This window comes from Serratia symbiotica (assembly GCF_000821185.2).
Lineage (GTDB): Bacteria > Pseudomonadota > Gammaproteobacteria > Enterobacterales > Enterobacteriaceae > Serratia > Serratia symbiotica.
The window spans coordinates 2618509-2641485 of the sequence record NZ_CP050855.1 but is presented as its reverse complement, the minus strand read 5'-3'; the positions used below and the strand labels follow the sequence as shown (position 1 = coordinate 2641485).

Below are 22977 nucleotides of genomic sequence, written 5' to 3'. Positions count from 1 at the left end.
TTAATATATTGATTTTTATGATTTATTTATTTTTTCTTCTTGTGTGTACTCATGATTGTACTCATTTTAGCGTCGGCTCGCGTTCGTAATTGCAAGATCGTAGGTTCGGCCCCTATTATCGGCACCATTTCAAACTCTTCTCAAGTCTACCGAAATCAACTTAAAGCCCGTAGACTGCGGTTTCTAGCCCGTATCTTATCTCCTGCTATCAACTGGACTCAACCGGAATCAAGTCACAGTTGGGGGCATTCTGTGTTCGGTTCAGGGGGGTGCCCCCAATGAAGCTTAAAGCCCGACAGGTAGACGCTACTAAACCCAGAGAGAAAGCCTACAAACTATCGGATGGCGCGGTTTGTATCTTTAGGTTGTTCCCTCTGGTTCCAGAAACTGGCGCATGAAATATCGCTTCAACGGGAAAGAGAAGTGTATGGCCTATGGTGTGTAACCTACAGTGACCCTCGCACAAGCGAGGGCATTACGTGAAATTCACGGAACACTTGAGTTTAGCATTGACAGATTATCAACTTGATAGTTTAATTTTTAATTTATTATTTCACTTTTGGTTAATCTATGTCATCAAAACTAAACTGGCTTTTGCAGAACACTGCGCCGGGTTCTTTGGTATTACAGTCTTGGTTGACCAAAAACGGCATAAGTCCTTCTTTAGCCAATAAATATATGCACAGCGACTGGTTGCAAAAGCTACGTGCAGGTGTATACGTGCGGAGTGGGCGCGAGCCTAAGTGGAGCGATGCCGTCTTATGCTTGCAAAATCAGTTGGGGGTTTCAGTGCATCTGGCGGGGCTTACTAGCTTGACCTATCAGGGACGCTCTCATTATCTTCACTTAACACGCCAGACAATTTGGCTTTGCGTCGGAGATAAAGTTTCATTACCAAAGTGGTTCAAAGAATTTCCCAATGTCGAGTGGCTTGTACTTTCAAATCAGAAGCTCAATATGCATGACGAAAAGTATCTGACCGAAGTAGAAATTAAGGGAGAGCGGTTGAAAGCGAGTGTACCGGAGTTAGCTGCTTACGAAATAGCTAATGCAGTGCCTGGTTCGCTTTCATTTGAGCATGCTGCGGAGCTGTTTCAGGGGTTGGTAAATCTAAGCCCGCGTAAAGTCGAAGTGTTGTTGCAATCCAGTCGCGCAGTGAAAACTAACCGACTTTACCTGTTTCTGGCTGATCACTATGCTCATGCATGGGGTAAGCGAATAGATAAAACCAACATTGATTTGGGAGCCGGGAAACGGCAGATCATATCTGGTGGCAAGCTGGACCAAAAATATCAGATCACTGTTCCAGATAGTTTTGTTAGCAAAGGAATCTCACATGGATAGTCAATCACCTTATTATCGGCAAGTTGCGTTGCTGCTTAGTGTATTACCTGTTGTGGCATCAGAACGATGCTTTGCGTTAAAAGGTGGAACGGCAATAAACTTGTTTATTCGTGATTTTCCACGTCTATCGGTTGATATCGATTTGGCTTACATTCTGCTGGAGAGCAGAGAAGTGGCATTGCCGAGCGTTCGGGATGCTTTGATGCGTATTGCTAAAATACTACAACAACAGGCTGGTATTTCGGCGGTACTACAAACGAATAATCCTGATGAAATGCGCATTGTTGTTTCTTCTCAGGAGGCACAGATAAAGATAGAAGTTTCGCCTGTTGCTCGAGGTACCCTGTATCCTCCAGAAGAACGTGATGTTGTTGAAGCGGTAGAGGACGAGTTCGGTTTCGCTACTATTCAGGTAGCATCGCTTGCCGACCTCTATGGTGGCAAGCTTTGTGCTGCGCTGGATAGGCAACATCCCCGTGATTTTTATGACGTTAAAATGTTGCTCGAAACGCAAGGTATTGATCGCCACATTTTTAATGGTTTCATCACCTATCTGCTAGGACACCCGCGCCCAATATCAGAGGTGCTTAATCCCCGCTGGAAAGATATTTCTGGGCTATATGCGAATGAATTTAATGGAATGACATTCGATGCGGTCTCTCTGGAAGAACTCAATGCGATACCCAACTTAATGGTTATTGCTCTCAAAGCACAATTCACGCTGCGGGATTATGATTTTTTGATGTCTTTCAAAAGTGGTCAACCGGATTGGAGTCTAGCTCCTGAAGATCAGATTCAGTATCTACCAGCGGTCAAGTGGAAGTTGCTAAATATTGGGCGCATGCCAAAAGATAAGCATATTCAGGCGTTGGCGAAGCTTGATGCGGTTCTTGCCGAGTGGATAAGGTAGTTTAGAATTCTTTATATATATTCACCTACGGTGTGACTATGATGTTTTTCGTAAACTTAATGTATGAATCAGGCAAAGTAGGGCAGGGTAGTAACAGCAGATAAATCAAATGGTTAATTAAGTGTGGGTTAAATTATAGGTTTCGTTTTTCGAATATAAATAATATTTGTTTATCAGCGCTAACACACCAATGCATCAGGGGCGTGTCATGAAGACAGAAAGCAGGGGGCATGATCGCCTCCCGGAGGAAAAAAACCGCCCGTACCGATAGCGAAACGTGCAGGCCGGTTGGTTTGCCCTTAACGTGCTGGTGCCGGTCTCTGACATCTCTCAGGTTGGGCGCTACACCGGCCGCAATGTTGCCCGGCTCTGGCAGTGTATCCAGACTGTCACGTCGTGCTGGTCTGTGGATGACTATCATCCGGCCAACTGGCCTCAGGCCGTGGTGGACAGCGGCCTCCCGGCCATCGGACTCCTGCTGATGCTGGTGACAGTGGGGGGGAGCGTCAGCCCGACTGGCTAGCTGCGCATCGGCAGTGTGTTGCTGGTCATGGGATTGCTGAGCGCCACCGGTTTCGTGCAGGCACTGGGGGTAAACTACCGGCTGTGGCAGTTGGAAGCGCAGCGGGTCTCGGCGTCAGAGCAGGGCGGGTTTCAGGCATTCCTGCGGGAGAGGCGCTGGTGTCGCCGGGTACTCACCGCCGGTTTACGGCGATAGTGGATTTACCTGTACCTTAAAAGGTACAGGTGTTATTCTGTGTTCAACAGGTAACAGGAGAGACATATGCATGCATTAACGTTCACAGACGCGAGGAAACACTTCGCCGAGACAATGCAGCGCGTCAGTGACAACGCCGAGCCGGTACGCATCTTGCGACGTGATGCCCCTGACGTCATCATCATTGGTGCCCATGAATACGACGCCATGGTTGAAACGCTACACCTTTTCAGCAATCCGGTGAACGCCGCCCATATCAATGCGTCTCTGGATGAACTGGAACGCGGGGATATCGTCGAGATTGACGTTTGAAGATCCGGTTTACCCGACGGGCTGCCACCGATTTCCAATACTGGCAGAAAAACAACGTCAAGGTATACGAACGCGTTCAATTGCTGATCAAGGCTGCTCACGCTGATCCGTTTTGTGGTATCGGAAAGCCTGAGCGGCTTCGTCACCACAAAAATCCTGCGCTGTATTCACGCCGTATAGACAGGGAACATAGACTCGTTTATAGCGTCACTGACGGTGAGTTAACGATAATTGCCTGCCGCTTTCACTATGAAAGCCTCTGACCGGGCTTGACATCCCCCTTGTTCGAGGAAAGGGGACGCCCGCCGTCTGCCGCCCCTCGGGCGGCTTCTGTTGTCTATCCGCTCATATTCTTTAAGGTTTACCATGAAGCTACTGAAACCCCTTCAAGCGGTGGCGCTGCTGTGCGCCGTATCCTGCCCGGTGTTCGCCGCCGACGTGGACTATCAGACCATCAGCGACGCCGCACAGAAGACGGGTGACCTGTCCAGACAGGTGCTGGTGATGATATTTGGGGACGTGGAACCCGGGCAGCCCACGCTGATAGGCTCGCTCTTCGCCATGCTCTGCACGGTGGCGCTGGTGTGGTTCCTGGTCGTGACCCTGAAATCACGCTACCAGGGGGCAGGAGGTACAACGCCTGAAATCTGCGGCGGGCGACGAAATCTGGACGCTCATCGCCAATATGGGCACCCGCATCACGGTGAAGATTCGGGATTCGAAGGATACGCTGGAAATCTTGCAACTGAAGGCGGGGACGGAGTACCGGCCGGAGATGCAGACCATGGTGCAGCAGGTGGGTCTGATGGGCAGCCACTGGCGTGACGATAACCGGGTGATCCTGCGTGAGCAGAAAAAAGTGGATGTGGCAGAAGTGCGGGCGCTGCAGGAGGGGGAGAATGTGACCCTGTTTAACGGCACCCTGCTGCGTTGCAGCGCGTTGTATATCAAGGATGCGGACAAGTTTGCGTCGGAGGCGGTGCGCATCAACCGGTCTTCCCCACGCCTGCGGGGGTATTTCCCCCTTATCGTCATTACTTATTCCAATATTGAACTAGTCATTCCTTTTCGTCATTTCAGGGGCTAAATCTCAGCCCGTATAGTCAGATTATCTTTCTATAATTCATGAAAAGGCTGTTGTGGACTACCTACCCATTTTTGCTGACCTGAAACAACGCCCGGTGCTGGTGGTTGGTGGTGGTGAAGTGGCGACGCGCAAAGTCGATCTGCTTCAGCGCTCCGGGGCTGAAATACGCATAGTGGCGCAGTCGCTGTTACCCGAACTTGAACAACAGTGGCAGCAGGGGCGGCTTATCTGGTTGGGAACAACTTTCGAGCCTTGCCAGTTGGATGAAGTATTCCTGGTGATTGCCGCTACGGATGACGGTGCGCTAAACGCCAAGGTGTTTGCCGCAGCGGACAAACGCCGGGTGCTGGCCAACGTGGTGGACGACCAGCCGCGTTGCTCATTTATCTTCCCATCGATTATCGATCGTTCACCCTTGGTAGTCGCTGTCTCTTCCAGCGGCCAGGCCCCGGTACTGGCGCGCATGTTGCGCGAAAAGCTGGAGGTGCTACTGCCTGCCAGCTTGGGGCAGATGGCGGAAGTGGCTGGGCGCTGGCGTGGCCGAGTCAAACAGCGGTTGATGTCGATCAGCGAGCGCCGCCGTTTCTGGGAGAAAACCTTCGGTGGCCGTTTCTCTACGCAGGTAGCCAATGGCCAGAGTGCACAGGCAGAACAACAGCTAGAACAGGATTTGCACCGCTTCGCCCAAAGCGGCGAAAGTACCCAGGGCGAGATAGCCTTGGTGGGGGCCGGGCCGGGTGATGTGGGGTTGTTGACCCTGCGCGGACTACAACTCATGCAACAGGCGGACGTGGTGTTGTATGACCATTTGGTTAGTGACGAGATCCTCGATCTGGTGCGCCGCGATGCTGAGCGTATCTGCGTGGGTAAACGCGCTGGTGCACACTCGGTGATTCAGGAAGAGATCAATCGTCTACTGCTGGCGTTGGCGCAGCAGGGCAAACGTGTAGTGCGTCTTAAGGGAGGCGACCCGTTCATTTTCGGTCGTGGTGGCGAAGAGCTACAGGTGGCAGCGGAGGCAGGCATTCCGTTTCAGGTGGTGCCGGGCATCACTGCCGCCGCTGGGGCGACCGCCTATGCCGGCATTCCGCTGACCCACCGTGATCATGCGCAGAGCGTGACCTTTATCACTGGTCATTGCCGCCCCGATAGCGACGGTTTGGATTGGGCTGATCTGGCTCGGTCACGGCAGACGTTAGCGATTTATATGGGTGCTATGAAAGCGGCGGCCATCAGCCAGTGCCTGATGGCCCATGGTCGTGTAGCTGCTACGCCAGTGGCGGTGATCAGTCGGGGTACGCGTGCCGATCAGCAGGTGCATATAGGCACGCTGCAACAACTTGAAGAGTTGGCTCAACGGGCAGCGCTGCCCGCGCTGCTGGTGATCGGCGAGGTGGTGGCACTGCATCATCAAATCGCCTGGTTTGGGCAGCAACCGCAGGCAGCAGGGACATCGCGCCCGGCTGTTGTTAATTTGGCTTAAGAAAGGCTTTTAAAGAATGGCTATGGACGAAAAACGACTCACTCATTTGCGGCAGTTGGAGGCGGAGAGTATCCATATCATCCGTGAAGTCGCCGCTGAATTTGGCAATCCGGTGATGCTGTATTCTATCGGCAAGGACTCTTCGGTGATGCTGCACTTGGCACGCAAGGCATTCTTCCCCGGCACACTGCCGTTCCCGCTGCTGCATGTGGATACGGGGTGGAAATTCCGTGAAATGTACCAGTTCCGGGATCGCATGGCGCAGGAATACGGTTTCGAACTGCTGGTGCACAAAAACCCGGAAGGGGTAGCGATGAATATTAACCCGTTTATGCATGGCAGCACCAAGTATACCGACATCATGAAAACCGAAAGTCTGAAGCAGGCGCTGAACCAATATGGTTTCGATGCCGCCTTTGGCGGTGCGCGCCGCGATGAAGAGAAGTCGCGTGCCAAGGAACGCATCTATTCCTTCCGTGACCGCTTGCACCGCTGGGATCCGAAAAACCAGCGCCCGGAGCTGTGGCACAACTACAACGGCCAGATCAACAAGGGCGAAAGCATCCGCGTGTTCCCGCTATCGAATTGGACTGAGCTGGATATTTGGCAGTACATCTTCCTGGAAAAAATCGACATTGTGCCATTGTATTTGGCGAAATCACGGCCAGTGGTGGAGCGCGATGGCATGTTGTTGATGGTGGACGATGATCGCATCGTTCTACAGCCGGGAGAAGTGATCAGCCAACGCAGGGTGCGTTTCCGCACCTTGGGGTGCTGGCCGCTAACCGGCGCGGTGGATTCGGCGGCGCAAACGCTGCCGGAGATCATCGAAGAGATGCTGGTCTCTACCAACAGTGAGCGCCAGGGGCGGATGATCGACCGTGATCAATCCGGTTCAATGGAATTAAAAAAGCGTCAAGGGTATTTCTGAGGAGCCACTGGATGAACAAGGTAATTGCTCAACAAATTGCCGCCCAGGGCGGCGTCGAGTCTTATCTGCATGCTCAGCAACATAAAAGCCTGCTGCGTTTTCTGACCTGCGGCAGCGTTGACGATGGCAAAAGCACCCTGATCGGGCGTTTGCTGCATGACACGCGCCAGATCTACGAGGATCAACTGTCTACGCTGCACAGCGACAGCAAGCGCATTGGCACTCAAGGTGAGAAACTCGACCTGGCCCTGTTGGTGGACGGCCTACAGGCCGAGCGAGAACAGGGTATTACCATTGATGTGGCCTATCGCTATTTCTCGACCGAAAAGCGCAAATTTATTATCGCCGACACTCCAGGGCATGAGCAGTACACGCGCAATATGGCTACCGGCGCGTCCACCTGTGATCTGGCGATCCTGCTGATTGACGCACGCAAAGGTATGCTGGATCAAACGCGCAGGCACAGCTTTATCGCCACCCTGTTGGGCATTCGCCATCTGGTGGTAGCGGTGAACAAGATGGATTTGGTGGACTATCAAGAATCGGTGTTCCACCAGTTCAAACAGGACTACCTGACCTTTGCCCAACAGTTGCCAAAGGATCTGGATATCACGTTTGTGCCGCTGTCAGCGTTGGATGGCGATAATGTGGCGCGTGAAAGCACGCATATGCCTTGGTACAGCGGCCCGGCGTTGCTGCACGTGTTGGAGTCTGTGAACGTGATCAGCGATCGGGAAACCCAGCCGCTGCGCTTCCCGGTACAGTACGTCAACCGCCCGAACCTCGACTTCCGTGGTTATGCTGGCACGTTGTCTGCCGGTGTGGTGCGCGTGGGGCAACGGGTGAAGGTACTGCCTTCCGGTGTAGAGTCCACAGTGGCACGCATCGTCACCTTTGACGGCGATTTGCAAGAGGCGGTACCGGGCGAGGCCATTACCCTGGTGCTACAGGATGAAGTGGACATCAGTCGCGGCGATCTGCTGGTGGATGCGGGTGAAACCCTGAAGGCGGTACAGCGCGTGCTAGTGGACGTGGTGTGGATGGCCGAACAGCCGCTGTTGCCGGGCCAGAGCTATGGTATTAAGGTGGCTGGCAAGAAAAGTCGTGCGCGGGTAGAAGGCATTCGTCATCAGGTGGAAAGTAACTCGCTGGCGCAGTACCCGGCGGAGAGGCTGCCGCTAAACGGCATCGGATTGGTGGAACTGACCTTCGACGAACCGCTGGTGCTGGATAGCTACCGGAGCAACCACGATACCGGCGGGCTGATCATTATCGATCGTCTTAGTAACGAGACGGTCGGTGCTGGCCTGATGCGCGAGGCGCTGCTGAAAGCTAAGGACAGTGCATTCAGCGCCTTCGAGCTGGAACTGAACGCGCTGGTGCGCAGGCATTTCCCGCACTGGGACGCGCGTGATCTGCTTGGAGGTCAATAAAATGGCCGCTATCCATCTACGGCCGACAGGGCCGGACGACAAGAATGTAGTTTGGCACCCGCATGCGGTGACACGAGTAGATCGTGAAGCCTGCAACGGCCATAAGGGTGCGCTGCTGTGGTTTACCGGGCTGTCCGGTTCGGGAAAATCCACTGTTGCTGGTGCGTTGGAACAGGCGTTGCATGCGCTGGGTATCAGTACCTATCTGTTGGACGGCGATAATGTGCGCCATGGCCTGTGTGGTGATCTGGGCTTTTCTGACGATGACCGGCGGGAGAATATCCGCCGGGTCGGCGAAGTGGCCAAGCTGATGGTCGATGCCGGGCTGGTGGTGCTGACGGCGTTCATTTCACCCCACCGCGACGAACGGCAAAAAATACGCGAAATGTTCGACGTTGCGAGCTTTATCGAGGTGTTTGTTGATACCCCACTGGCAATTTGTGAAGCGCGCGATCCGAAGGGATTGTATAAAAAAGCGCGCGCCGGTGAGCTGCGAAGTTTCACCGGAATTGATGCGGTTTTCGAGGCACCGCAACAGCCTGATATTCGTTTGGATGGCCAACAATTGGTAACAAACTCGATTGCGCAATTGTTATACGTACTGCGTGATAAGACTATTATCGAACCCTGAATTCAAAAAGCCTGTGGTGTTTGCACCGTAGGCTTTTACGTTAAGAACCCATCCCAGTAGGTGTAACATTGTTGCAGCCAGTTTGGATCAGGACAGCGCGCAACCACCGGCGTGTATAGGGAGTCCATGAGGAGGGTGAGCACTGCCCAGCCAAAATGGCAAATAAAATAGCCTAATGGGATAGGCTCTTCGCTTTTAAACGCAGGAAATACTTATCTGTGGGCTAAATTGGTGCTGAAAAGCCGCTCTCAGTGTAGAGTCCAACGAAAAGTTGTGGGATGATTAGGCGGTTTTTCAGGGGACGGGGATGGGAAAACTTACGCTGCTATTGCTGGCCTTGCTCAGTTGGTTACAGTATTCACTGTGGCTGGGCAAAAATGGTATTCACGATTATGTGCGAGTCAATGAAGACATTGTGGTTCAACGGGGCAACAATGCTAAATTGAAAGCGCGTAACGATCTGTTGTTTGCCGAAATTGACGATTTGAATGAGGGCCAGGAAGCGCTCGAAGAGCGTGCGCGTAATGAACTGGGCATGATCAAGCCTGGTGAAACTTTCTATCGTCTGGTTTCCGACCAATACAAACGCTACGCGGTTCCCCCTTCGCAGACCAACGTGCAAAAATAGCGCATGAATCATCCCGCGACAACCTTGCCATCGGTCACTGCTGTCCTGCCCGCTGCCGGTATTGGCAGCCGCATGCAGGCTGATTGCCCGAAACAGTATTTAACCATCGGCCACCGCAGCATTCTTGAACACGCCATCGACGCGTTGCTGCGCCATCCGCGCATTCAACGGGTCATAGTCGCTATTAGCCTTGGAGACCAACAGTTTGAGCAGTTACCGATTGCCGCTGATCCCAGGGTAAGTGTCACCATTGGTGGTCGGCAGCGCGCTGATTCAGTGCTGGCTGGCCTGCAATTGGCGGGTGAGGCGCAATGGGTGTTGGTACATGATGCTGCGCGCCCTTGCTTGCACGCCGACGATCTTGCACGCTTACTGGCAATCACGGAACACAGTAAAGTTGGCGGCATTCTCGCCGCGCCAGTGCGCGATACCATGAAGCGTGCTGAGCCTAGCCTAGGCACCATTTCCCATACCATTGAACGCCAGGAGCTGTGGCATGCGCTGACGCCGCAGTTGTTCCCGCTGGCGTTACTCAAGCATTGCCTGCAACGTGCGTTGGATGAAGGCGTGACTATCACTGACGAGGCATCGGCGCTGGAGTATTGTGGTTATCATCCGTTGCTGGTGAGTGGGCGTTCGGACAATATTAAAGTAACTCGGCCAGAGGATTTGGCGCTGGCCGCGTTTTATTTGACTCAGTTGGACAACTAAGGAGCGCAGTATGCGTATCGGTCACGGTTTTGACGTACATAAATTCGGTGGCGAAGGGCCGCTGGTGATCGGTGGCGTTCGCATCCCTTACGAAAACGGTTTACTAGCCCATTCAGACGGTGATGTTACCCTGCATGCGGCGACGGATGCCCTATTGGGGGCGGCGGGGTTGGGGGATATCGGTAGGCTGTTCCCTGATACTGATCAGGCGTTTAAGGGCGTAGATAGCCGCGAACTGTTGCGCCAAGCCTGGAAGCGTATCCGCGCCAAAGGTTACCACTTGGGCAACCTGGATATTACCATTATTGCCCAGGCACCGAAGATGGCTCCATACATCCCGCAGATGTGTATTTTCCTGGCAGCAGATCTGCAATGCCATATAGGCGATGTTAACGTCAAGGCCACCACCACCGAACAGCTCGGTTTTACTGGGCGCGGCGAAGGCATTGCCTGCGAAGCCGTCGCTTTACTGATCAAGGAATAGCTGCATGGATATGGCCAATCTGACCTGGCTGCATGGCCGGCCACAGAGTATCGGCATGTTGAAAGCGAACCCAGAAGACTTCATGGTGGTGGAGGAGTTGGGGTTTGAGCCGGACGGCGAAGGCGAACACGTTTTGGTTAACATCCGCAAAACAGGCTGCAACACCCAGTTCGTGGCGGATCACCTGGCGCGCTTCGCTGGCATTCATGCCCGCTCCGTCGGTTACGCAGGGCTGAAAGATCGCCATGCGGTGACTGAACAATGGTTCTGCCTGCATCTACCGGGTAAGAAAACGCCTGATTTCTCGCAGTTTGCGCTGGAGGGCTGCGAAGTGTTGGCTTGCGCCCGTCACCTGCGCAAAATGCGCATCGGCACGTTGAAAGGCAATGCCTTTACGCTGATATTGCGTCAAATTTCCGATGGTGATGACGTTGAACGGCGCTTGCGGGCGATTGCCAGCGGCGGTGTGCCGAACTACTTTGGTAGCCAGCGTTTCGGTCGCGGCGGCAATAACCTGGTGATGGCGCGGCGTTGGGCCAATGACGAAATTCGCGTCAAGGAGCGCAGCAAGCGCAGCTTCTATCTTTCCGCCAGCCGCAGTGCGCTGTTCAATCATATTGTCAGTCGCCGTCTGGCTGATGGCCTGTCGCGTACCGTGCTGGCGGGCGATGCCCTACAGCTCAGTGGCTGCGGTAGCTGGTTCATTGCCAAAGTAGACGAGTTAGAGACGCTCCAGCAGCGTCTGGATGCTGGTGAGTTAACCATCACTGCTCCGTTACCGGGGAACGGCGAACCAGGCACCGCTGGGGATGCTTTAAAATTTGAACAACAATGCTTAGCGGAACAGCCGGATTTGCTTACGCTTTTAAGGCGCGAGCGTGTTGAACCCGCTCGCAAGGCCCTACTGTTGCAGCCGCAAAGTATGCGGTGGAATTGGTGGGATGATGTCACCGTTGAATTACGCTTCTGGTTGCCCGCAGGCTGTTTCGCCACCAGCGTTGTTCGCGAAATCATGCAGCAGGATAGTAATGATGCGGATATTGCTGAGTAATGATGATGGCGTTACCGCGCCAGGCATTCAGGTGCTGGCGGCGGCGCTGCGGGAATTTGCCGATGTACAAGTGGTCGCACCGGATCGCAATCGCAGTGGTTCTTCCAATGCATTGACGCTGGAGTCGCCGTTGCGCACCTTGACGTTGGCCAACGGCGATATTGCTGTGCAGCAGGGTACGCCGACCGACTGCGTATTTCTGGGCGTTAATGCGTTGATGCAACCTGCACCAGATATCGTGGTTTCAGGTATCAACGCTGGCCCCAACCTCGGCGATGACGTTATCTATTCCGGCACCGTGGCGGCTGCCACGGAGGGACGTCATTTGGGCTTGCCCGCGCTGGCGGTGTCACTGAACGGCCAGCAGCACTATACAACTGCCGCTATTATTACCTGCCGCATACTACGGGCGCTACAGCGTGAGCCGCTGCGTACGGGAAAAATACTGAATATCAATGTACCTGATTTGCCGCTGGCAGCGATCAAAGGCATCCGCGTGACCCGCTGTGGCAGCCGCCATCCCGCCGATAAGGTGTTTTGTCAGCAAGATCCGCGTGGGCAGAACCTCTATTGGATTGGGCCACCTGGTGATAAGTTTGATGCCGGGCCAGATACCGACTTCGCGGCGGTTGAACAGGGCTATGTGGCGATAACGCCACTACAGGTGGATGTAACCGCTTACACGGCTCAGGAGGTCGTGAAAACATGGTTAACCAATGCAAGGGTTAACGGGGAATGGTGAACAAGCGTATGCAAACTTTGCTGACGCAGCTACGCCAGCAGGGAATACTGGACGAACGGTTGCTACAGGCGATCGAGGCTGTGCCGCGTGAACGTTTTGTTGACGAGGCGTTTGAACACAAGGTCTATGAAAATACCGCGCTGCCTATCGGTTCAGGCCAGACTATTTCACAGCCTTATATGGTGGCGCGGATGACCCAACTGCTGAACCTGAAGCCCACCTCACGGGTGCTAGAGATTGGCACTGGCTCCGGTTATCAAACCGCCATTCTGGCACATCTAGTACAACACGTTTGCTCCGTTGAACGCATTAAAGTCCTGCAATGGCAGGCCAAGCGCCGTTTGAAACAGCTCGATCTTCATAATGTCTCTACCCGCCATGGTGACGGTTGGCAGGGTTGGGCATCGCGTGGCCCATTCGATGCGATTATCGTCACCGCTGCGCCGACGGAAATTCCGCAGGCGTTAATGGAACAACTGGACGATGGTGGCATGCTGGTGCTACCGCTGGGGGAACAAGCTCAAACCCTCAAACGTATCCAACGTCGTGGCAATGAATTTGCCATCGACAGCGTTGAAGCGGTGCGCTTTGTGCCACTGGTAAGAGGTGAACTGGCCTAGCGATTTTCCGGTCTTCCATCGTCTGCGCGATCTGTTGCACTTTCATCACCTTTGGATAAGGTTTTATTGTTTCAATAAGACTGATTTTCAATAAAATTGCCTGTCTTATGGTGCGGCAGCGCTAATTTGATTAGCATTGGCGCGCTGTTTTGATGTTCTGGCAGAAGGTCACCTGGCGTTTAGGGAGCGGCTGGGAACTTCTTTGTATCGCAGAAATTGAGAAAGAGATAAAAGCTCGGCTACGATGTAAAGGGAATGTTGGATACATCGCTGATATTGCTGTGGTGGGGGAAACATGAGCACGGGGATCCCAATGATGAATTTACGCCGGGTTGCGGTGTGTATGTTGTTAAGTTGGTGGCTGGCGGGTTGTACGAATAATACATCGACACCAGCCCCCATCAGCAGCGTGGGCGGTGATGGAGCCGCTGCATCTGGTAATGTCGGCGGCCAGCAGGCTAGCTCTGATGGCCGCATTGTTTACAACCGCAGCTACGAGTCGATTCCTAAAGGGAGCTACAGCGGTAATACATATACCGTCAAGCGCGGGGATACACTATTTTATATTGCCTGGATCACCGGTAACGATTTTCGGGATTTGGCACAGCGCAATAATATTCCCGAACCTTACAGTCTGAATGTAGGCCAAAGTATTCAACTTGGTAATGATTCTGCCAACGGAGACGGTGGCATGCTGGTGGCAACCGATGCCACCAAAGGGGGCGTTCCCAAACCGCCATCCAGCAACCAGATGCAAACTGCAATGGTTGATTCTTACTCAACTAACGCGTATTCTAATGATTCGGATAAACAAAATGTATTATCCGCAGCAGTTGGGAGCGCAGTGTCTCCTGTTATCGCCCCGGCAGCCGCTCCACCTGTGAGCAGCACCGCGTCGATAAGCAGTTGGAGATGGCCGGCTGAGGGTAAGATTATTGATAACTTTTCCTCATCAGAAGGTGGGAATAAAGGAGTCGATATCGCCGGCCCCGCTGGGCAGCCTATCTTCGCTACCGCCGAGGGTCGCGTAGTGTATGCAGGCAATGCTTTACGGGGTTACGGCAATCTAATCATCATCAAACATAATGATGATTACCTGAGTGCCTACGCTCACAACGACACAATGCTGGTTCGGGAACAACAAGAAGTGAAAGCGGGTCAAAAAGTAGCCACCATGGGTAGCACCGGAACCAGTTCAGTACGTTTGCATTTTGAAATTCGTTACAAGGGGAAATCCGTAAACCCGCTGCATTATCTTCCGCAGCGATAGAATGAGCAGAATACGTTGTGTTCTGCTCGCGGTATCACGGGTAGGAGCCACTTATGAGCCAAAATACGCTACAAGTTAACGAGTTACATGATGATACGGATTTCGACCAAAATGGAACTGAAGCTGAATCATTTGATGAAAAAGCGCTGTTAGAAGAAGAGAGCAGCGAGAATGATTTAGCAGAAGAAGAACTATTGTCTCAAAGTGTTACCCAGCGTGTATTGGATGCGACACAGCTTTATTTGGGTGAGATCGGCTATTCCCCCCTGCTTACCGCAGAGGAAGAGGTTTATTTTGCACGGCGTGCTCTGCGCGGTGATGTGCTATCCCGCCGTCGTATGATAGAAAGCAACCTTCGTTTGGTGGTGAAAATTGCTCGCCGCTACAGCAACCGTGGCCTGGCACTGCTGGATCTGATTGAAGAGGGTAACCTTGGTCTGATCCGCGCAGTGGAAAAGTTTGACCCGGAACGCGGTTTCCGTTTCTCCACCTATGCAACCTGGTGGATACGTCAGACGATTGAACGGGCCATTATGAACCAAACCCGTACCATCCGCCTGCCTATCCATATCGTCAAAGAGCTTAATGTCTACCTGCGCACCGCGCGCGAGCTTTCTCACAGACTGGATCATGAACCGAGCGCTGAAGAGATTGCGGAGCAACTCGACAAACCAGTCGGTGACGTTAGTCGTATGCTGCGTCTCAATGAGCGTATCACCTCGGTTGATACGCCATTGGGCGGTGATTCAGAGAAAGCGCTGCTAGATATTCTGGCCGACGAGAAAGACAACGGGCCTGAAGGCACCACGCAAGATGATGATATGAAACAGAGCATCGTCAAGTGGCTATTTGAGCTGAATGCCAAACAGCGGGAAGTGCTGGCCCGGCGTTTTGGTCTGCTGGGCTACGAATCGGCAACGTTGGAAGATGTAGGCCGGGAGATTGGTCTAACGCGTGAACGTGTGCGTCAGATTCAGGTTGAAGGGTTGCGCCGCCTGCGCGAAATTTTACAGACGCAGGGGCTTAGCATTGAGGCATTGTTCCGCGAATAACGAACGTAGACGATTGACCCTAGCAAATAAAAACGGTGAGCATGACACTCACCGTTTTTTATGTCTACGATCCATGACGGATCACATCATGTTTTTCAACTTATAGAGCCACTCTAGCGCCTGACGCGGCGATAGTGAATCTGGGTTCAATGCCTCCAGCGCTGCCACTGCGGGTGAGGTTTCCTCATCCAACAACGTCATCTGAGTTGCATCAACGGTGCCAGCGGCGGTGTGGTGGGAGAGCGACTCTAATTCACGCAGTTTTTGACGTGCGCGTTTGATGACATCGCTCGGTACACCGGCCAGTGCTGCAACCGCCAAGCCGTAACTCTTGCTCGCTGCACCGTCTTGCACGCTGTGCATAAAGGCGATGGTGTCGCCGTGCTCTAGTGCATCCAGATGCACGTTGACCACGCCTTCCATTTTCTCCGGCAAGGTGGTCAGCTCGAAGTAGTGGGTAGCGAACAGTGTCATGGCTTTGATGCGGTTGGCCAGATTTTCAGCGCACGCCCAGGCCAGTGATAGACCATCGTAGGTAGAGGTGCCCCGGCCGATTTCATCCATCAGCACCAGGCTGTGCTTGGTAGCATTGTGCAGGATATTGGCAGTTTCGGTCATCTCCACCATAAAGGTAGAACGGCCTGAGGCTAGATCATCCGCAGCACCAACGCGGGTAAAGATGCGATCCACTGGGCCGATATGGGCTTTAGTGGCTGGCACATAGCTACCAATGTGCGCCATCAGGACAATCAATGCCGTTTGGCGCATATAGGTGCTTTTACCGCCCATGTTGGGGCCAGTTATGATCAGCATACGGCGCTGTGGCGACAGTGACAGCGGGTTGGGGATGAAAGGTTCGCTCAGCACCTGTTCCACTACCGGGTGGCGGCCTTCGGTAATGTGAAGCCCCGGTTGTTCGCTCATCGTGGGGCAAACATAGTGTAGGGTATCGGCGCGTTCGGCCAGGTTGGTCAGCACGTCTAGCTCGGCCAGTGCAGCAGCGCTTTGCTGCAACTCCGCCAGATGTGGCAGCAGTAGATCGAACAGCTCGTCGTACAAGTTTTTTTCGATCGCCAGAGCCTTGCCTTTGGAAGTCAGAACCTTGTCTTCATACTCTTTTAGTTCAGGAATGATATAGCGCTCGGCGTTTTTCAGCGTCTGACGGCGTACGTAATGGATTGGCACCAGATGGCTTTGTCCACGGCTGACCTGAATGTAATAGCCGTGCACGCCATTGAAGCCCACCTTTAGAGTATCAAGCCCCAACTTTTCACGCTCGCGGATTTCCAGTCGATCCAGATAGTCGCTGGCACCGTCCGCCAGTTCGCGCCACTCGTCCAGTTCGCTATTGTAGCCAGGGGCAATAACACCGCCATCGCGCACCAGCACTGGTGGGGATTCGACTATCGCCCGTTCCAGCAGATCCAACAACGCATCGAATTGACCAACCTGCGACAGTAACTGTTGCGCATGCGGTGTATCCACATTTTGCAATAATGCGCGAATGTCCGGCAACTGTTGGAAAGCGTGGCGCATACGTGCCAGGTCGCGTGGACGGGCGGTGCGTAGCGCCAGACGCGCCAGGATGCGCTCCTGATCGCCAACCTGTCGCAGCGAAGGCTGCAAATCGCTATATAGATCTTGCAGCTTGCCAATGGCCTGCTGGCGATCGTTCAACACGTTGATGTTGCGGGTCGGCATGTGCAGCCAGCGCTTTAGCATGCGGCTACCCATGGGTGTCACGGTATGGTCGAGGATCGCCGCCAGTGTATTTTCACTACCCCCGGACAGGTTTTGGGTCAGTTCTAGGTTACGACGTGTGGCAGCATCCATGATGATGCCGTCCTGCTGTCGTTCCATAGTGATGCCACGAATATGTGGCAGTGAAGTACGTTGGGTATCTTTGACATATTGTAGTAAGCAGCCAGCGGCGCGCAGTGCCCGATGCGCCTGCTCAACGCCGAAGCCGATCAAATCGCGGGTACCGAACTGCAAATTGAGCTGCTGGCGCGCAGTCTCCAGCTCAAATTCCCACAGTTGGCGGCGGCGCAGGCCGTGACGCTGTTCGATCAGCGCCATCTGTTCAAAGTTTTCTGGATAGAGAAGTTCTGCAGGGTTGGTGCGTTGTAACTCTGCTGCCATGGTTTCACTATCTTGCGGCTCGGCGATACGGAAGCGGCCAGAGCTGACGTCCAGCGTCGCGTAGCCAAAACCGCGAGTATCCTGCCAGATCGCCGCCAGCAGGTTATCCTGACGCTCTTGCAGCAGCGCTTCATCGGTAATGGTACCAGGGGTGACGATGCGAACCACTTTGCGTTCGACCGGTCCTTTGCTGGTGGCTGGATCGCCGATCTGCTCGCAGATGGCGACAGATTCACCTAACTGCACCAGCCTAGCCAGATAGTTCTCCACCGCATGGTGCGGCACGCCAGCCATCGGGATAGGTTCACCCGCCGAGGCTCCGCGCTTGGTCAGGGAAATATCCAACAATTGCGATGCGCGTTTGGCGTCGTCATAGAACAACTCGTAGAAGTCACCCATGCGGTAGAACAGCAGGATTTCGGGATGCTGTGCTTTTAATCGAAGATACTGCTGCATCATCGGCGTATGGCTGGAGAAGTCCTTGTTAATGTCTTCGTTCATATTGATTTTACTCATTTTTTTATTCTTACAGGTGCTCATGTGGCCCCGGGTAAATCCCCTTTAAATCCACATAAACCCATAAATTTGTAGCTCACTTGTAGCCTAGAATGTGATAGGTTACCTTCTAATCATTCTTGGGCTACAAATAGTGGTGATACTTTGAAAACAACTCTCAGTCAGGCTTTTATTATCAATAAGTTAAGCATTGGTGTGAAGCCCACCCTTAACCATGCGGGAAAAGTCGTTTTCGAAGCAAACCCAGAGCATAAACCTTACATAGTTTTTGATGACCACCGCGACTCACCAGTTGGCTTTGGTGTGAAGGTCAGTTTGACGAAAAAAACGTATGTAATCCAGAGAAGAGTGTCTTCCGGTGATCGTAGTGTGAGTGAAGGTAAGAAACCTAGTTCTGTGCTCAAAGTAAAAGTTGGCAATGTTTCTGATTTTCCGAATATCGATCAAGCTCGTGAAGTAGCCCGACAGTTGGTTCAGACCATGATCGCAACAAAGAGGAATCCCAATAGAATCAAGCGAGAAACAGAGGCTTCTGAACTCACTATCAGCGAAGTCTTTGCTCAATACAGAAATCATTTGATGGGTAGATCTAAACCAGCGAAACCCAACACACTTAATGTGCTGAGCAAAGCAGAAAACAGGCTTTCTGAATGGTCAGGGCTTCGAGTGAAGGATTTAACAGGCAATGAAATTCTTCGCAAGTTTGATGAAATCGCAAGTAGAGCAAGGACGGCCGCAGAGCAAACATTCCGCTGGGCTAACGTTGCTGTAAAACACGCAATCGAGATTGAAGCAGGGAATGCTCAGACCCAGCAACGACAACCCTCTTTGTCCTACAATCCATTCTCTATCTTGAAAGTTCAGAAGAAGTTCAGGACTCGTTCTGAGCTTGAGGATAGCTATCGTGCTAAAGGTGTTAGAAATCCGCTTTCTCCAAAAGACACCTTAGGTAGGTTTTTGACTGCATTACACAATAAGAGAAGCTTTAACCGCCTTGGTTGTGATTATCTTCTACTGACTGTCCTGTTAGGTGCCAGAAAAGAAGAAACAGCATCTTTGTGTTGGAGGGAAGCTATCACCAATGAAGAAGCAAAAACGACCAGTTATGTTGATCTTGAAAGCCGAATGATTCGATTCTACGACACTAAAAACCGTAATGATCATGAGCTTCCGATCTGCGATGCAGTTAAGAGGATTTTAGAAGATAGACGGGACATTGTTCAGGAAGCAGAAACTCGTCCAGAAAAACAGAAATGGGTATTCCCTGCTCGATCAAATCGTAGCAAAGCCGGCCATTACTCTGACAGTAAAAGTTTGAGAGAGTATATTTGTGCCGACGCTGGTATTACTAAACTTGGTATGCATGATTTGAGGCGAACATTTGGGCGTGTAGCCGAAGAGCTTACGTCATATGCTGTTGTGAAAAGGTTGCTAAACCATCGCAACACTACAGACCCGACAGAAAGATATGCGGTACCTGACGAAGAACGAGTATTTGAAGCTCTTCAACGGATTGAGTTGCACATGCTGATGACAGCACCTAAGTTATACAATACATTGTTAGCTTCAGCACAGTATCCGCCGTTGCCAGAGGTTCAATAGAACAAAGCATAAGCAGTGCTTGAGCCTATGGGGACTAACAACGAAATTTTGATACCTACGTCATAAAAAGTAGCAGGGATAGAAATTATAGTTCCTTTCTGTGATTAAAAACATTCATTATTTAAGCATGATAATTATTTTGCTGTTAATTTATGAGGATTAGAATTATATGGATGACTCAATAAAAATAAGAATCAACAACCAAATCTTTAAGTACGAAGTTAGACTACCTTCATCTGGTGTTGATGATAACACATTTACACTGGATTTTTTTGATGGCAAGTATCGTCAAGATGACTTGGTTGGATTGATCCGAGATGTTGTCCCTTACTTCTCCTTAACAGCAGATGAAATGAAAGAGCTAGATCCCTCTGAGATCAATAAACGCAGCTTTACTCGAATCTCTGATGCCAGACGACAGGCAAAGGGAGATTATGGAGAGTTAATGCTATTTTTAATTCTGAGTATTTTCTATGATGTTCCGAAATTCGTAACTAAAGCAAGATTACGTTCTACAACGAGAGAGCAGATAAAGGGATTTGATTGCGCTCACTTCTCTGTGGATAATGGTAAAATTACTCTTTGGCTAGGCGAGGCAAAATTTCACCAATCCATCAGCGGAGCTATTTCATCAGCACTAAGTTCATTGTCTGAGCATCTTAACGACAAAAGCAGAATAGCAAGTGAACTGAAATTATTAGGTGGTGAAATAGAGATAAATAAGACACTTGATAAAAATCTTTACCTGCAATTGAAAAGCTATGTTGATGGTGGAAAAAGTTTAGATTCAGTCGAAATTGCCGTCCCTGTATTATTGACTTACGATAGTAAATATATACTTCAGTGCTGTGGTAAAGGTAAGGTTATAATTAATCAAGACCCTTTCCTCTCAGAGCTGGGAACTGAACTGACTAAACATTTTCAAGATATATATAAAAAAAGCTGGCCAAAAGACTCCAACATCAAATTAGTGTTTTTCCTTTTTCCTTTTGAAGATATTGCAAAGTTGAAAGAAAAGATTGAGTTAGTTGAACAGGCGATGAAGTTTTAATAACGAGGATGCTATGAGTATTGAAAATTTTGAAATGGAATTAGATAAAATCAAAAACTCAAAAGGCAAGAAAATCAATCTAGTTGAAGATTTTCTAATCGATATTTACCGTCGCCTTGATCATACTGAGAATTATAATTCGTGTATTAAAGCTATATGCCATATTGCAAACCTTCAATTAGAAGATGCTATGGTTCAACAACTTTTACACGATTGCATCATTAAATCGAGAATATTTTTATATGATGATATGTTAGGGAATAGTGATATCGGTTATAACCCAAACATTTCTCCACAAGACATATTTTTGAAATCTTTCTATACAAGTTCGGTGTCTGAAACAACGCTAACTAAACCGCAAAAAGAGATTTTTAATGAGTTTCAGAAGAGTAGGCGATTGATTGTAAGCGCTCCAACTTCATTTGGGAAAACTAGAATAATTAGAGAGATCATTTCTCACAATGAATACAAAATGGTTGTTATCATTATGCCGACAGTATCATTACTTTCTGAAGCATATAATGATTTCAAGCATGAATTCTCTGATAGATATATAGTGTCAAAGTCATCTAAAATAAAAATAGAGGAAAAAAAAGAATATATCCTTATTCTTACGCCAGAAAGAATGAGTGTTTTAATGCAAGATAATATTAATTTGAGAGTCGACTTTTTTGTAATGGATGAGATTTATAAGGCTGACTATAAACTAAATGATGATAGATATAAAGTATTTGCTGATATATTATATAGACTAACAAAAAGCGGTGCAGACTTATACTTGATTGGTCCATACATTAGCGCATTCAGTGAAAAGTTCAGAAGTAAGTTTAATATCAAGATGCTGAGGTATGATATTGAAATAGTCCAAAAAGATTATTATGAACTTGATGTTGTTTCTCGGAGAGGTTCACACCTTATCGAGGGGGTTGATATTCGTGTCGTTGGTGATAAATATAAAAATCTTAAAAAAATAACAGGAAATGATAAAATTGATGGTAAATATTTGATATATAGATATCAAAAACAATATGTGGAAAGTTTAGCTGAAAAATTCATAAAAGATTTAGATGATAAAGAATACAACAGAAGCCTCGTCGACTATCTGGAGAATAATATCTCTAAGAGTTGGTCATTGGTTCAGTGCTTAAAGAAAGGTGTTGCCTTTCATCATGGTGCAATGCCGAGGCATATACAAGATCTACTTATAGATGAGTTTAATAAAAATAACGAAGAAGGCGTTAAGTATTTGTTTTGCACTACATCGCTAACTGAAGGTGTAAACTCCACTGCCAAAAATGTCGTTCTTTATGATCTAAAAATTGGAGATGGAAATCAAATAAAAAGTCTCGATAGAAGAAATATTGAAGGTCGGGCTGGCCGATTTATGCAACACTTTCTTGGTAGAGTTTTTTATTTCGACCATGTTGATAGGGATATTAATGAGGATACTAATGTAGAAATAGAGTTTGTGGATAGTAGTAATCCAGATATAGAAACATTGGTTCAGTTAAGCGAGAGTGATATAAGTGAAGATTCTCGAAATAAATATAAAAGTTTTGTTGAGTATCTAAGTGGGTTAAATATCCCACTCAATCTTTTAAAGGATAATAAGTTCGTCGATATCAGCGGTCAGATAACGTTGATAGAGCATTTGAGAAATGATGCTAATTTTGCTAATTATCACTATTCCACTCAATATCCTGTCATTGAAAAGCTGGAAAGTATTCTGTCAATTATCTATGATTGCTTATTTACTAAAAGCAATCGTGGAAGGAATTTTGATGGTGATATAGGGAAAAAAATATTATTGGATTTGACTAAGTATTATATTTATAAGCAACCCTCTTTTCCCGTTCTTCTAAACTCTGGAACTCTAAAATATTTAAGGGAAAAAGAAAATGCTCGTATAAGGCTAACCTTTGATCTAATAACAAAGTACTTTGAATTCATTTGGCCCCGGTATATAAAAGCTTTTGAGAACCTATTCAATTTTGTAGCAGGAGAGAAAGGGACAAAGAATATAAGTCTGGATTACATTGTTTCTCTTCTGGAGTATGGTACGAATAATAATCATGAAATTATCCTGCGTGATGCAGGTATACCAAGAGAGATAATAATAAAAATATCAACTATATTTTTTAATTGTGAGAGTTATCAGGATGTTCAATCAATATACAAAAAAAGAAGGAACGAAATAATAAATAAGTTGAGCAATATAGAATTAAGAATTTTAGACAAATATATTTAAAGTTTAACAGC

The 22977-nt window shown here is 49.7% G+C and carries 24 protein-coding genes and 1 pseudogene; 24 read left to right on the top strand and 1 reads right to left on the bottom strand.

From position 1 onward, the window contains the following. Nucleotides 1–278 precede the first annotated feature (278 nt). From SYMBAF_RS17875 to rpoS, 21 genes and pseudogenes are all read left to right on the top strand, one after another. Nucleotides 279–442: pseudogene (locus SYMBAF_RS17875) on the top strand (Arm DNA-binding domain-containing protein); the annotation flags it as partial. A gap of 128 nt (nt 443–570) precedes the next feature. Beyond that, on the top strand, nt 571–1344 hold the full coding sequence (locus tag SYMBAF_RS13235) for a type IV toxin-antitoxin system AbiEi family antitoxin (protein WP_040262816.1): 774 nt from the start codon (nt 571–573) through the stop codon (nt 1342–1344). Further along, entirely contained in the window at nt 1337–2254 is a 918-nt protein-coding gene (locus tag SYMBAF_RS13230) for a nucleotidyl transferase AbiEii/AbiGii toxin family protein (RefSeq protein ID WP_040262818.1), read from the top strand. Before SYMBAF_RS13235 ends, SYMBAF_RS13230 begins: the two co-directional genes overlap by 8 nt. 277 nt (nt 2255–2531) lie before the next feature. After that, nucleotides 2532–2777 carry a hypothetical protein gene (locus SYMBAF_RS13225; protein ID WP_052447611.1) on the top strand — a complete coding sequence of 82 codons (246 nt, stop codon included), beginning with the start codon at nt 2532–2534 and terminating at the stop codon, nt 2775–2777. A 15-nt stretch (nt 2778–2792) separates the two neighbouring features. Then, nucleotides 2793–2972, top strand: a complete 180-nt coding sequence (locus SYMBAF_RS13220; RefSeq protein ID WP_152609008.1) for a hypothetical protein — start codon at nt 2793–2795, stop codon at nt 2970–2972. Nucleotides 2973–3038: 66 nt separating this feature from the next. Next, nucleotides 3039–3284, top strand: coding sequence for a type II toxin-antitoxin system Phd/YefM family antitoxin (locus SYMBAF_RS13215; RefSeq protein ID WP_006708173.1), 246 nt, complete (start codon nt 3039–3041; stop codon nt 3282–3284). Next, nucleotides 3281–3547, top strand: a complete 267-nt coding sequence (locus tag SYMBAF_RS13210) for a Txe/YoeB family addiction module toxin (RefSeq protein ID WP_082026805.1) — start codon at nt 3281–3283, stop codon at nt 3545–3547. The genes SYMBAF_RS13215 and SYMBAF_RS13210 overlap by 4 nt, the downstream gene beginning before the upstream one ends. Nucleotides 3548–3650: 103 nt before the next feature. Then, nucleotides 3651–4109, top strand: a complete 459-nt coding sequence (locus SYMBAF_RS13205) for a hypothetical protein (RefSeq protein WP_040262821.1) — start codon at nt 3651–3653, stop codon at nt 4107–4109. After that, complete coding sequence (locus SYMBAF_RS13200) at nt 4069–4371, top strand: hypothetical protein (protein WP_175576940.1); 303 nt, start codon at nt 4069–4071, stop codon at nt 4369–4371. Before SYMBAF_RS13205 ends, SYMBAF_RS13200 begins: the two co-directional genes overlap by 41 nt. A gap of 52 nt (nt 4372–4423) precedes the next feature. Further along, on the top strand, nt 4424–5854 hold the full coding sequence (gene cysG, locus SYMBAF_RS13195) for a siroheme synthase CysG (RefSeq protein ID WP_040262825.1): 1431 nt from the start codon (nt 4424–4426) through the stop codon (nt 5852–5854). 22 nt (nt 5855–5876) lie between these two features. Further along, nucleotides 5877–6785: a sulfate adenylyltransferase subunit CysD gene (gene cysD, locus SYMBAF_RS13190; protein WP_040262899.1), complete on the top strand. Its 909-nt coding sequence runs from the start codon at nt 5877–5879 to the stop codon at nt 6783–6785. An 11-nt stretch (nt 6786–6796) separates the two neighbouring features. Further along, nucleotides 6797–8218, top strand: a complete 1422-nt coding sequence (gene cysN / locus SYMBAF_RS13185; protein WP_040262827.1) for a sulfate adenylyltransferase subunit CysN — start codon at nt 6797–6799, stop codon at nt 8216–8218. 1 nt (nt 8219) lies between these two features. Further along, nucleotides 8220–8849 carry an adenylyl-sulfate kinase gene (gene cysC / locus SYMBAF_RS13180; RefSeq protein ID WP_040262829.1) on the top strand — a complete coding sequence of 210 codons (630 nt, stop codon included), beginning with the start codon at nt 8220–8222 and terminating at the stop codon, nt 8847–8849. Between the two features lie 307 nt (nt 8850–9156). Then, nucleotides 9157–9477: a cell division protein FtsB gene (gene ftsB / locus SYMBAF_RS13175; RefSeq protein WP_040262831.1), complete on the top strand. Its 321-nt coding sequence runs from the start codon at nt 9157–9159 to the stop codon at nt 9475–9477. Between the two features lie 3 nt (nt 9478–9480). Next, nucleotides 9481–10188 (top strand): 2-C-methyl-D-erythritol 4-phosphate cytidylyltransferase, encoded by a 708-nt coding sequence (gene ispD, locus SYMBAF_RS13170; protein WP_040262833.1) that lies wholly within the window; start codon nt 9481–9483, stop codon nt 10186–10188. A gap of 10 nt (nt 10189–10198) precedes the next feature. Next, nucleotides 10199–10672: a 2-C-methyl-D-erythritol 2,4-cyclodiphosphate synthase gene (gene ispF / locus SYMBAF_RS13165; protein ID WP_040262835.1), complete on the top strand. Its 474-nt coding sequence runs from the start codon at nt 10199–10201 to the stop codon at nt 10670–10672. Between the two features lie 4 nt (nt 10673–10676). Next, nucleotides 10677–11723 carry a tRNA pseudouridine(13) synthase TruD gene (gene truD / locus SYMBAF_RS13160; RefSeq protein ID WP_040262836.1) on the top strand — a complete coding sequence of 349 codons (1047 nt, stop codon included), beginning with the start codon at nt 10677–10679 and terminating at the stop codon, nt 11721–11723. Beyond that, a complete protein-coding gene (gene surE, locus SYMBAF_RS13155) occupies nt 11701–12465 on the top strand; it encodes a 5'/3'-nucleotidase SurE (protein ID WP_152609009.1) in 765 nt (254 codons plus the stop codon). The genes truD and surE overlap by 23 nt, the downstream gene beginning before the upstream one ends. Then, complete coding sequence (locus tag SYMBAF_RS13150; RefSeq protein WP_040262840.1) at nt 12459–13085, top strand: protein-L-isoaspartate(D-aspartate) O-methyltransferase; 627 nt, start codon at nt 12459–12461, stop codon at nt 13083–13085. The genes surE and SYMBAF_RS13150 overlap by 7 nt, the downstream gene beginning before the upstream one ends. A 313-nt stretch (nt 13086–13398) precedes the next feature. Continuing rightward, the gene (nlpD, locus tag SYMBAF_RS13145) at nt 13399–14355 is read left to right on the top strand and encodes a murein hydrolase activator NlpD (protein WP_040262842.1); all 957 of its coding nucleotides are present in this window, start codon (nt 13399–13401) and stop codon (nt 14353–14355) included. Nucleotides 14356–14408: 53 nt separating this feature from the next. Then, nucleotides 14409–15407 carry an RNA polymerase sigma factor RpoS gene (gene rpoS / locus SYMBAF_RS13140; RefSeq protein WP_040262844.1) on the top strand — a complete coding sequence of 333 codons (999 nt, stop codon included), beginning with the start codon at nt 14409–14411 and terminating at the stop codon, nt 15405–15407. 81 nt (nt 15408–15488) lie between these two features. On the opposite strand, the gene mutS is transcribed toward rpoS, so the two are convergent. Then, on the bottom strand, nt 15489–18050 hold the full coding sequence (gene mutS, locus SYMBAF_RS13135; RefSeq protein WP_040262900.1) for a DNA mismatch repair protein MutS: 2562 nt from the start codon (nt 18048–18050) through the stop codon (nt 15489–15491). 159 nt (nt 18051–18209) lie between these two features. Between mutS and SYMBAF_RS13130 the strand changes: the two genes are divergently transcribed. The 3 genes from SYMBAF_RS13130 to SYMBAF_RS13120 all read left to right on the top strand — a co-directional run bounded on the left by SYMBAF_RS13130 (nt 18210) and on the right by SYMBAF_RS13120 (nt 22966). Then, complete coding sequence (locus tag SYMBAF_RS13130; RefSeq protein ID WP_040262846.1) at nt 18210–19667, top strand: tyrosine-type recombinase/integrase; 1458 nt, start codon at nt 18210–18212, stop codon at nt 19665–19667. A gap of 169 nt (nt 19668–19836) precedes the next feature. Next, the gene (locus SYMBAF_RS13125) at nt 19837–20718 is read left to right on the top strand and encodes a Hachiman antiphage defense system protein HamA (RefSeq protein WP_040089239.1); all 882 of its coding nucleotides are present in this window, start codon (nt 19837–19839) and stop codon (nt 20716–20718) included. Nucleotides 20719–20731: 13 nt separating this feature from the next. Beyond that, entirely contained in the window at nt 20732–22966 is a 2235-nt protein-coding gene (locus tag SYMBAF_RS13120) for a DEAD/DEAH box helicase (RefSeq protein WP_185899906.1), read from the top strand. Nucleotides 22967–22977 lie beyond the last annotated feature (11 nt).

Coding starts and splice junctions, on each gene's coding strand:
- cysD (WP_040262899.1), top strand. CDS start 5,877: ATGGACGAAAAACGACTCACTCATTTGCGGCAGTTGGAGGCGGAGAGT.
- SYMBAF_RS13150 (WP_040262840.1), top strand. CDS start 12,459: ATGGTGAACAAGCGTATGCAAACTTTGCTGACGCAGCTACGCCAGCAG.
- ispD (WP_040262833.1), top strand. CDS start 9,481: ATGAATCATCCCGCGACAACCTTGCCATCGGTCACTGCTGTCCTGCCC.
- SYMBAF_RS13125 (WP_040089239.1), top strand. CDS start 19,837: ATGGATGACTCAATAAAAATAAGAATCAACAACCAAATCTTTAAGTAC.
- rpoS (WP_040262844.1), top strand. CDS start 14,409: ATGAGCCAAAATACGCTACAAGTTAACGAGTTACATGATGATACGGAT.
- SYMBAF_RS13120 (WP_185899906.1), top strand. CDS start 20,732: ATGAGTATTGAAAATTTTGAAATGGAATTAGATAAAATCAAAAACTCA.
- cysN (WP_040262827.1), top strand. CDS start 6,797: ATGAACAAGGTAATTGCTCAACAAATTGCCGCCCAGGGCGGCGTCGAG.
- SYMBAF_RS13200 (WP_175576940.1), top strand. CDS start 4,069: ATGGTGCAGCAGGTGGGTCTGATGGGCAGCCACTGGCGTGACGATAAC.
- surE (WP_152609009.1), top strand. CDS start 11,701: ATGATGCGGATATTGCTGAGTAATGATGATGGCGTTACCGCGCCAGGC.
- SYMBAF_RS13230 (WP_040262818.1), top strand. CDS start 1,337: ATGGATAGTCAATCACCTTATTATCGGCAAGTTGCGTTGCTGCTTAGT.
- truD (WP_040262836.1), top strand. CDS start 10,677: ATGGATATGGCCAATCTGACCTGGCTGCATGGCCGGCCACAGAGTATC.
- mutS (WP_040262900.1), bottom strand. CDS start 18,050: ATGAACGAAGACATTAACAAGGACTTCTCCAGCCATACGCCGATGATG.
- cysC (WP_040262829.1), top strand. CDS start 8,220: ATGGCCGCTATCCATCTACGGCCGACAGGGCCGGACGACAAGAATGTA.
- ftsB (WP_040262831.1), top strand. CDS start 9,157: ATGGGAAAACTTACGCTGCTATTGCTGGCCTTGCTCAGTTGGTTACAG.
- ispF (WP_040262835.1), top strand. CDS start 10,199: ATGCGTATCGGTCACGGTTTTGACGTACATAAATTCGGTGGCGAAGGG.
- SYMBAF_RS13235 (WP_040262816.1), top strand. CDS start 571: ATGTCATCAAAACTAAACTGGCTTTTGCAGAACACTGCGCCGGGTTCT.
- nlpD (WP_040262842.1), top strand. CDS start 13,399: ATGATGAATTTACGCCGGGTTGCGGTGTGTATGTTGTTAAGTTGGTGG.
- SYMBAF_RS13215 (WP_006708173.1), top strand. CDS start 3,039: ATGCATGCATTAACGTTCACAGACGCGAGGAAACACTTCGCCGAGACA.
- SYMBAF_RS13205 (WP_040262821.1), top strand. CDS start 3,651: ATGAAGCTACTGAAACCCCTTCAAGCGGTGGCGCTGCTGTGCGCCGTA.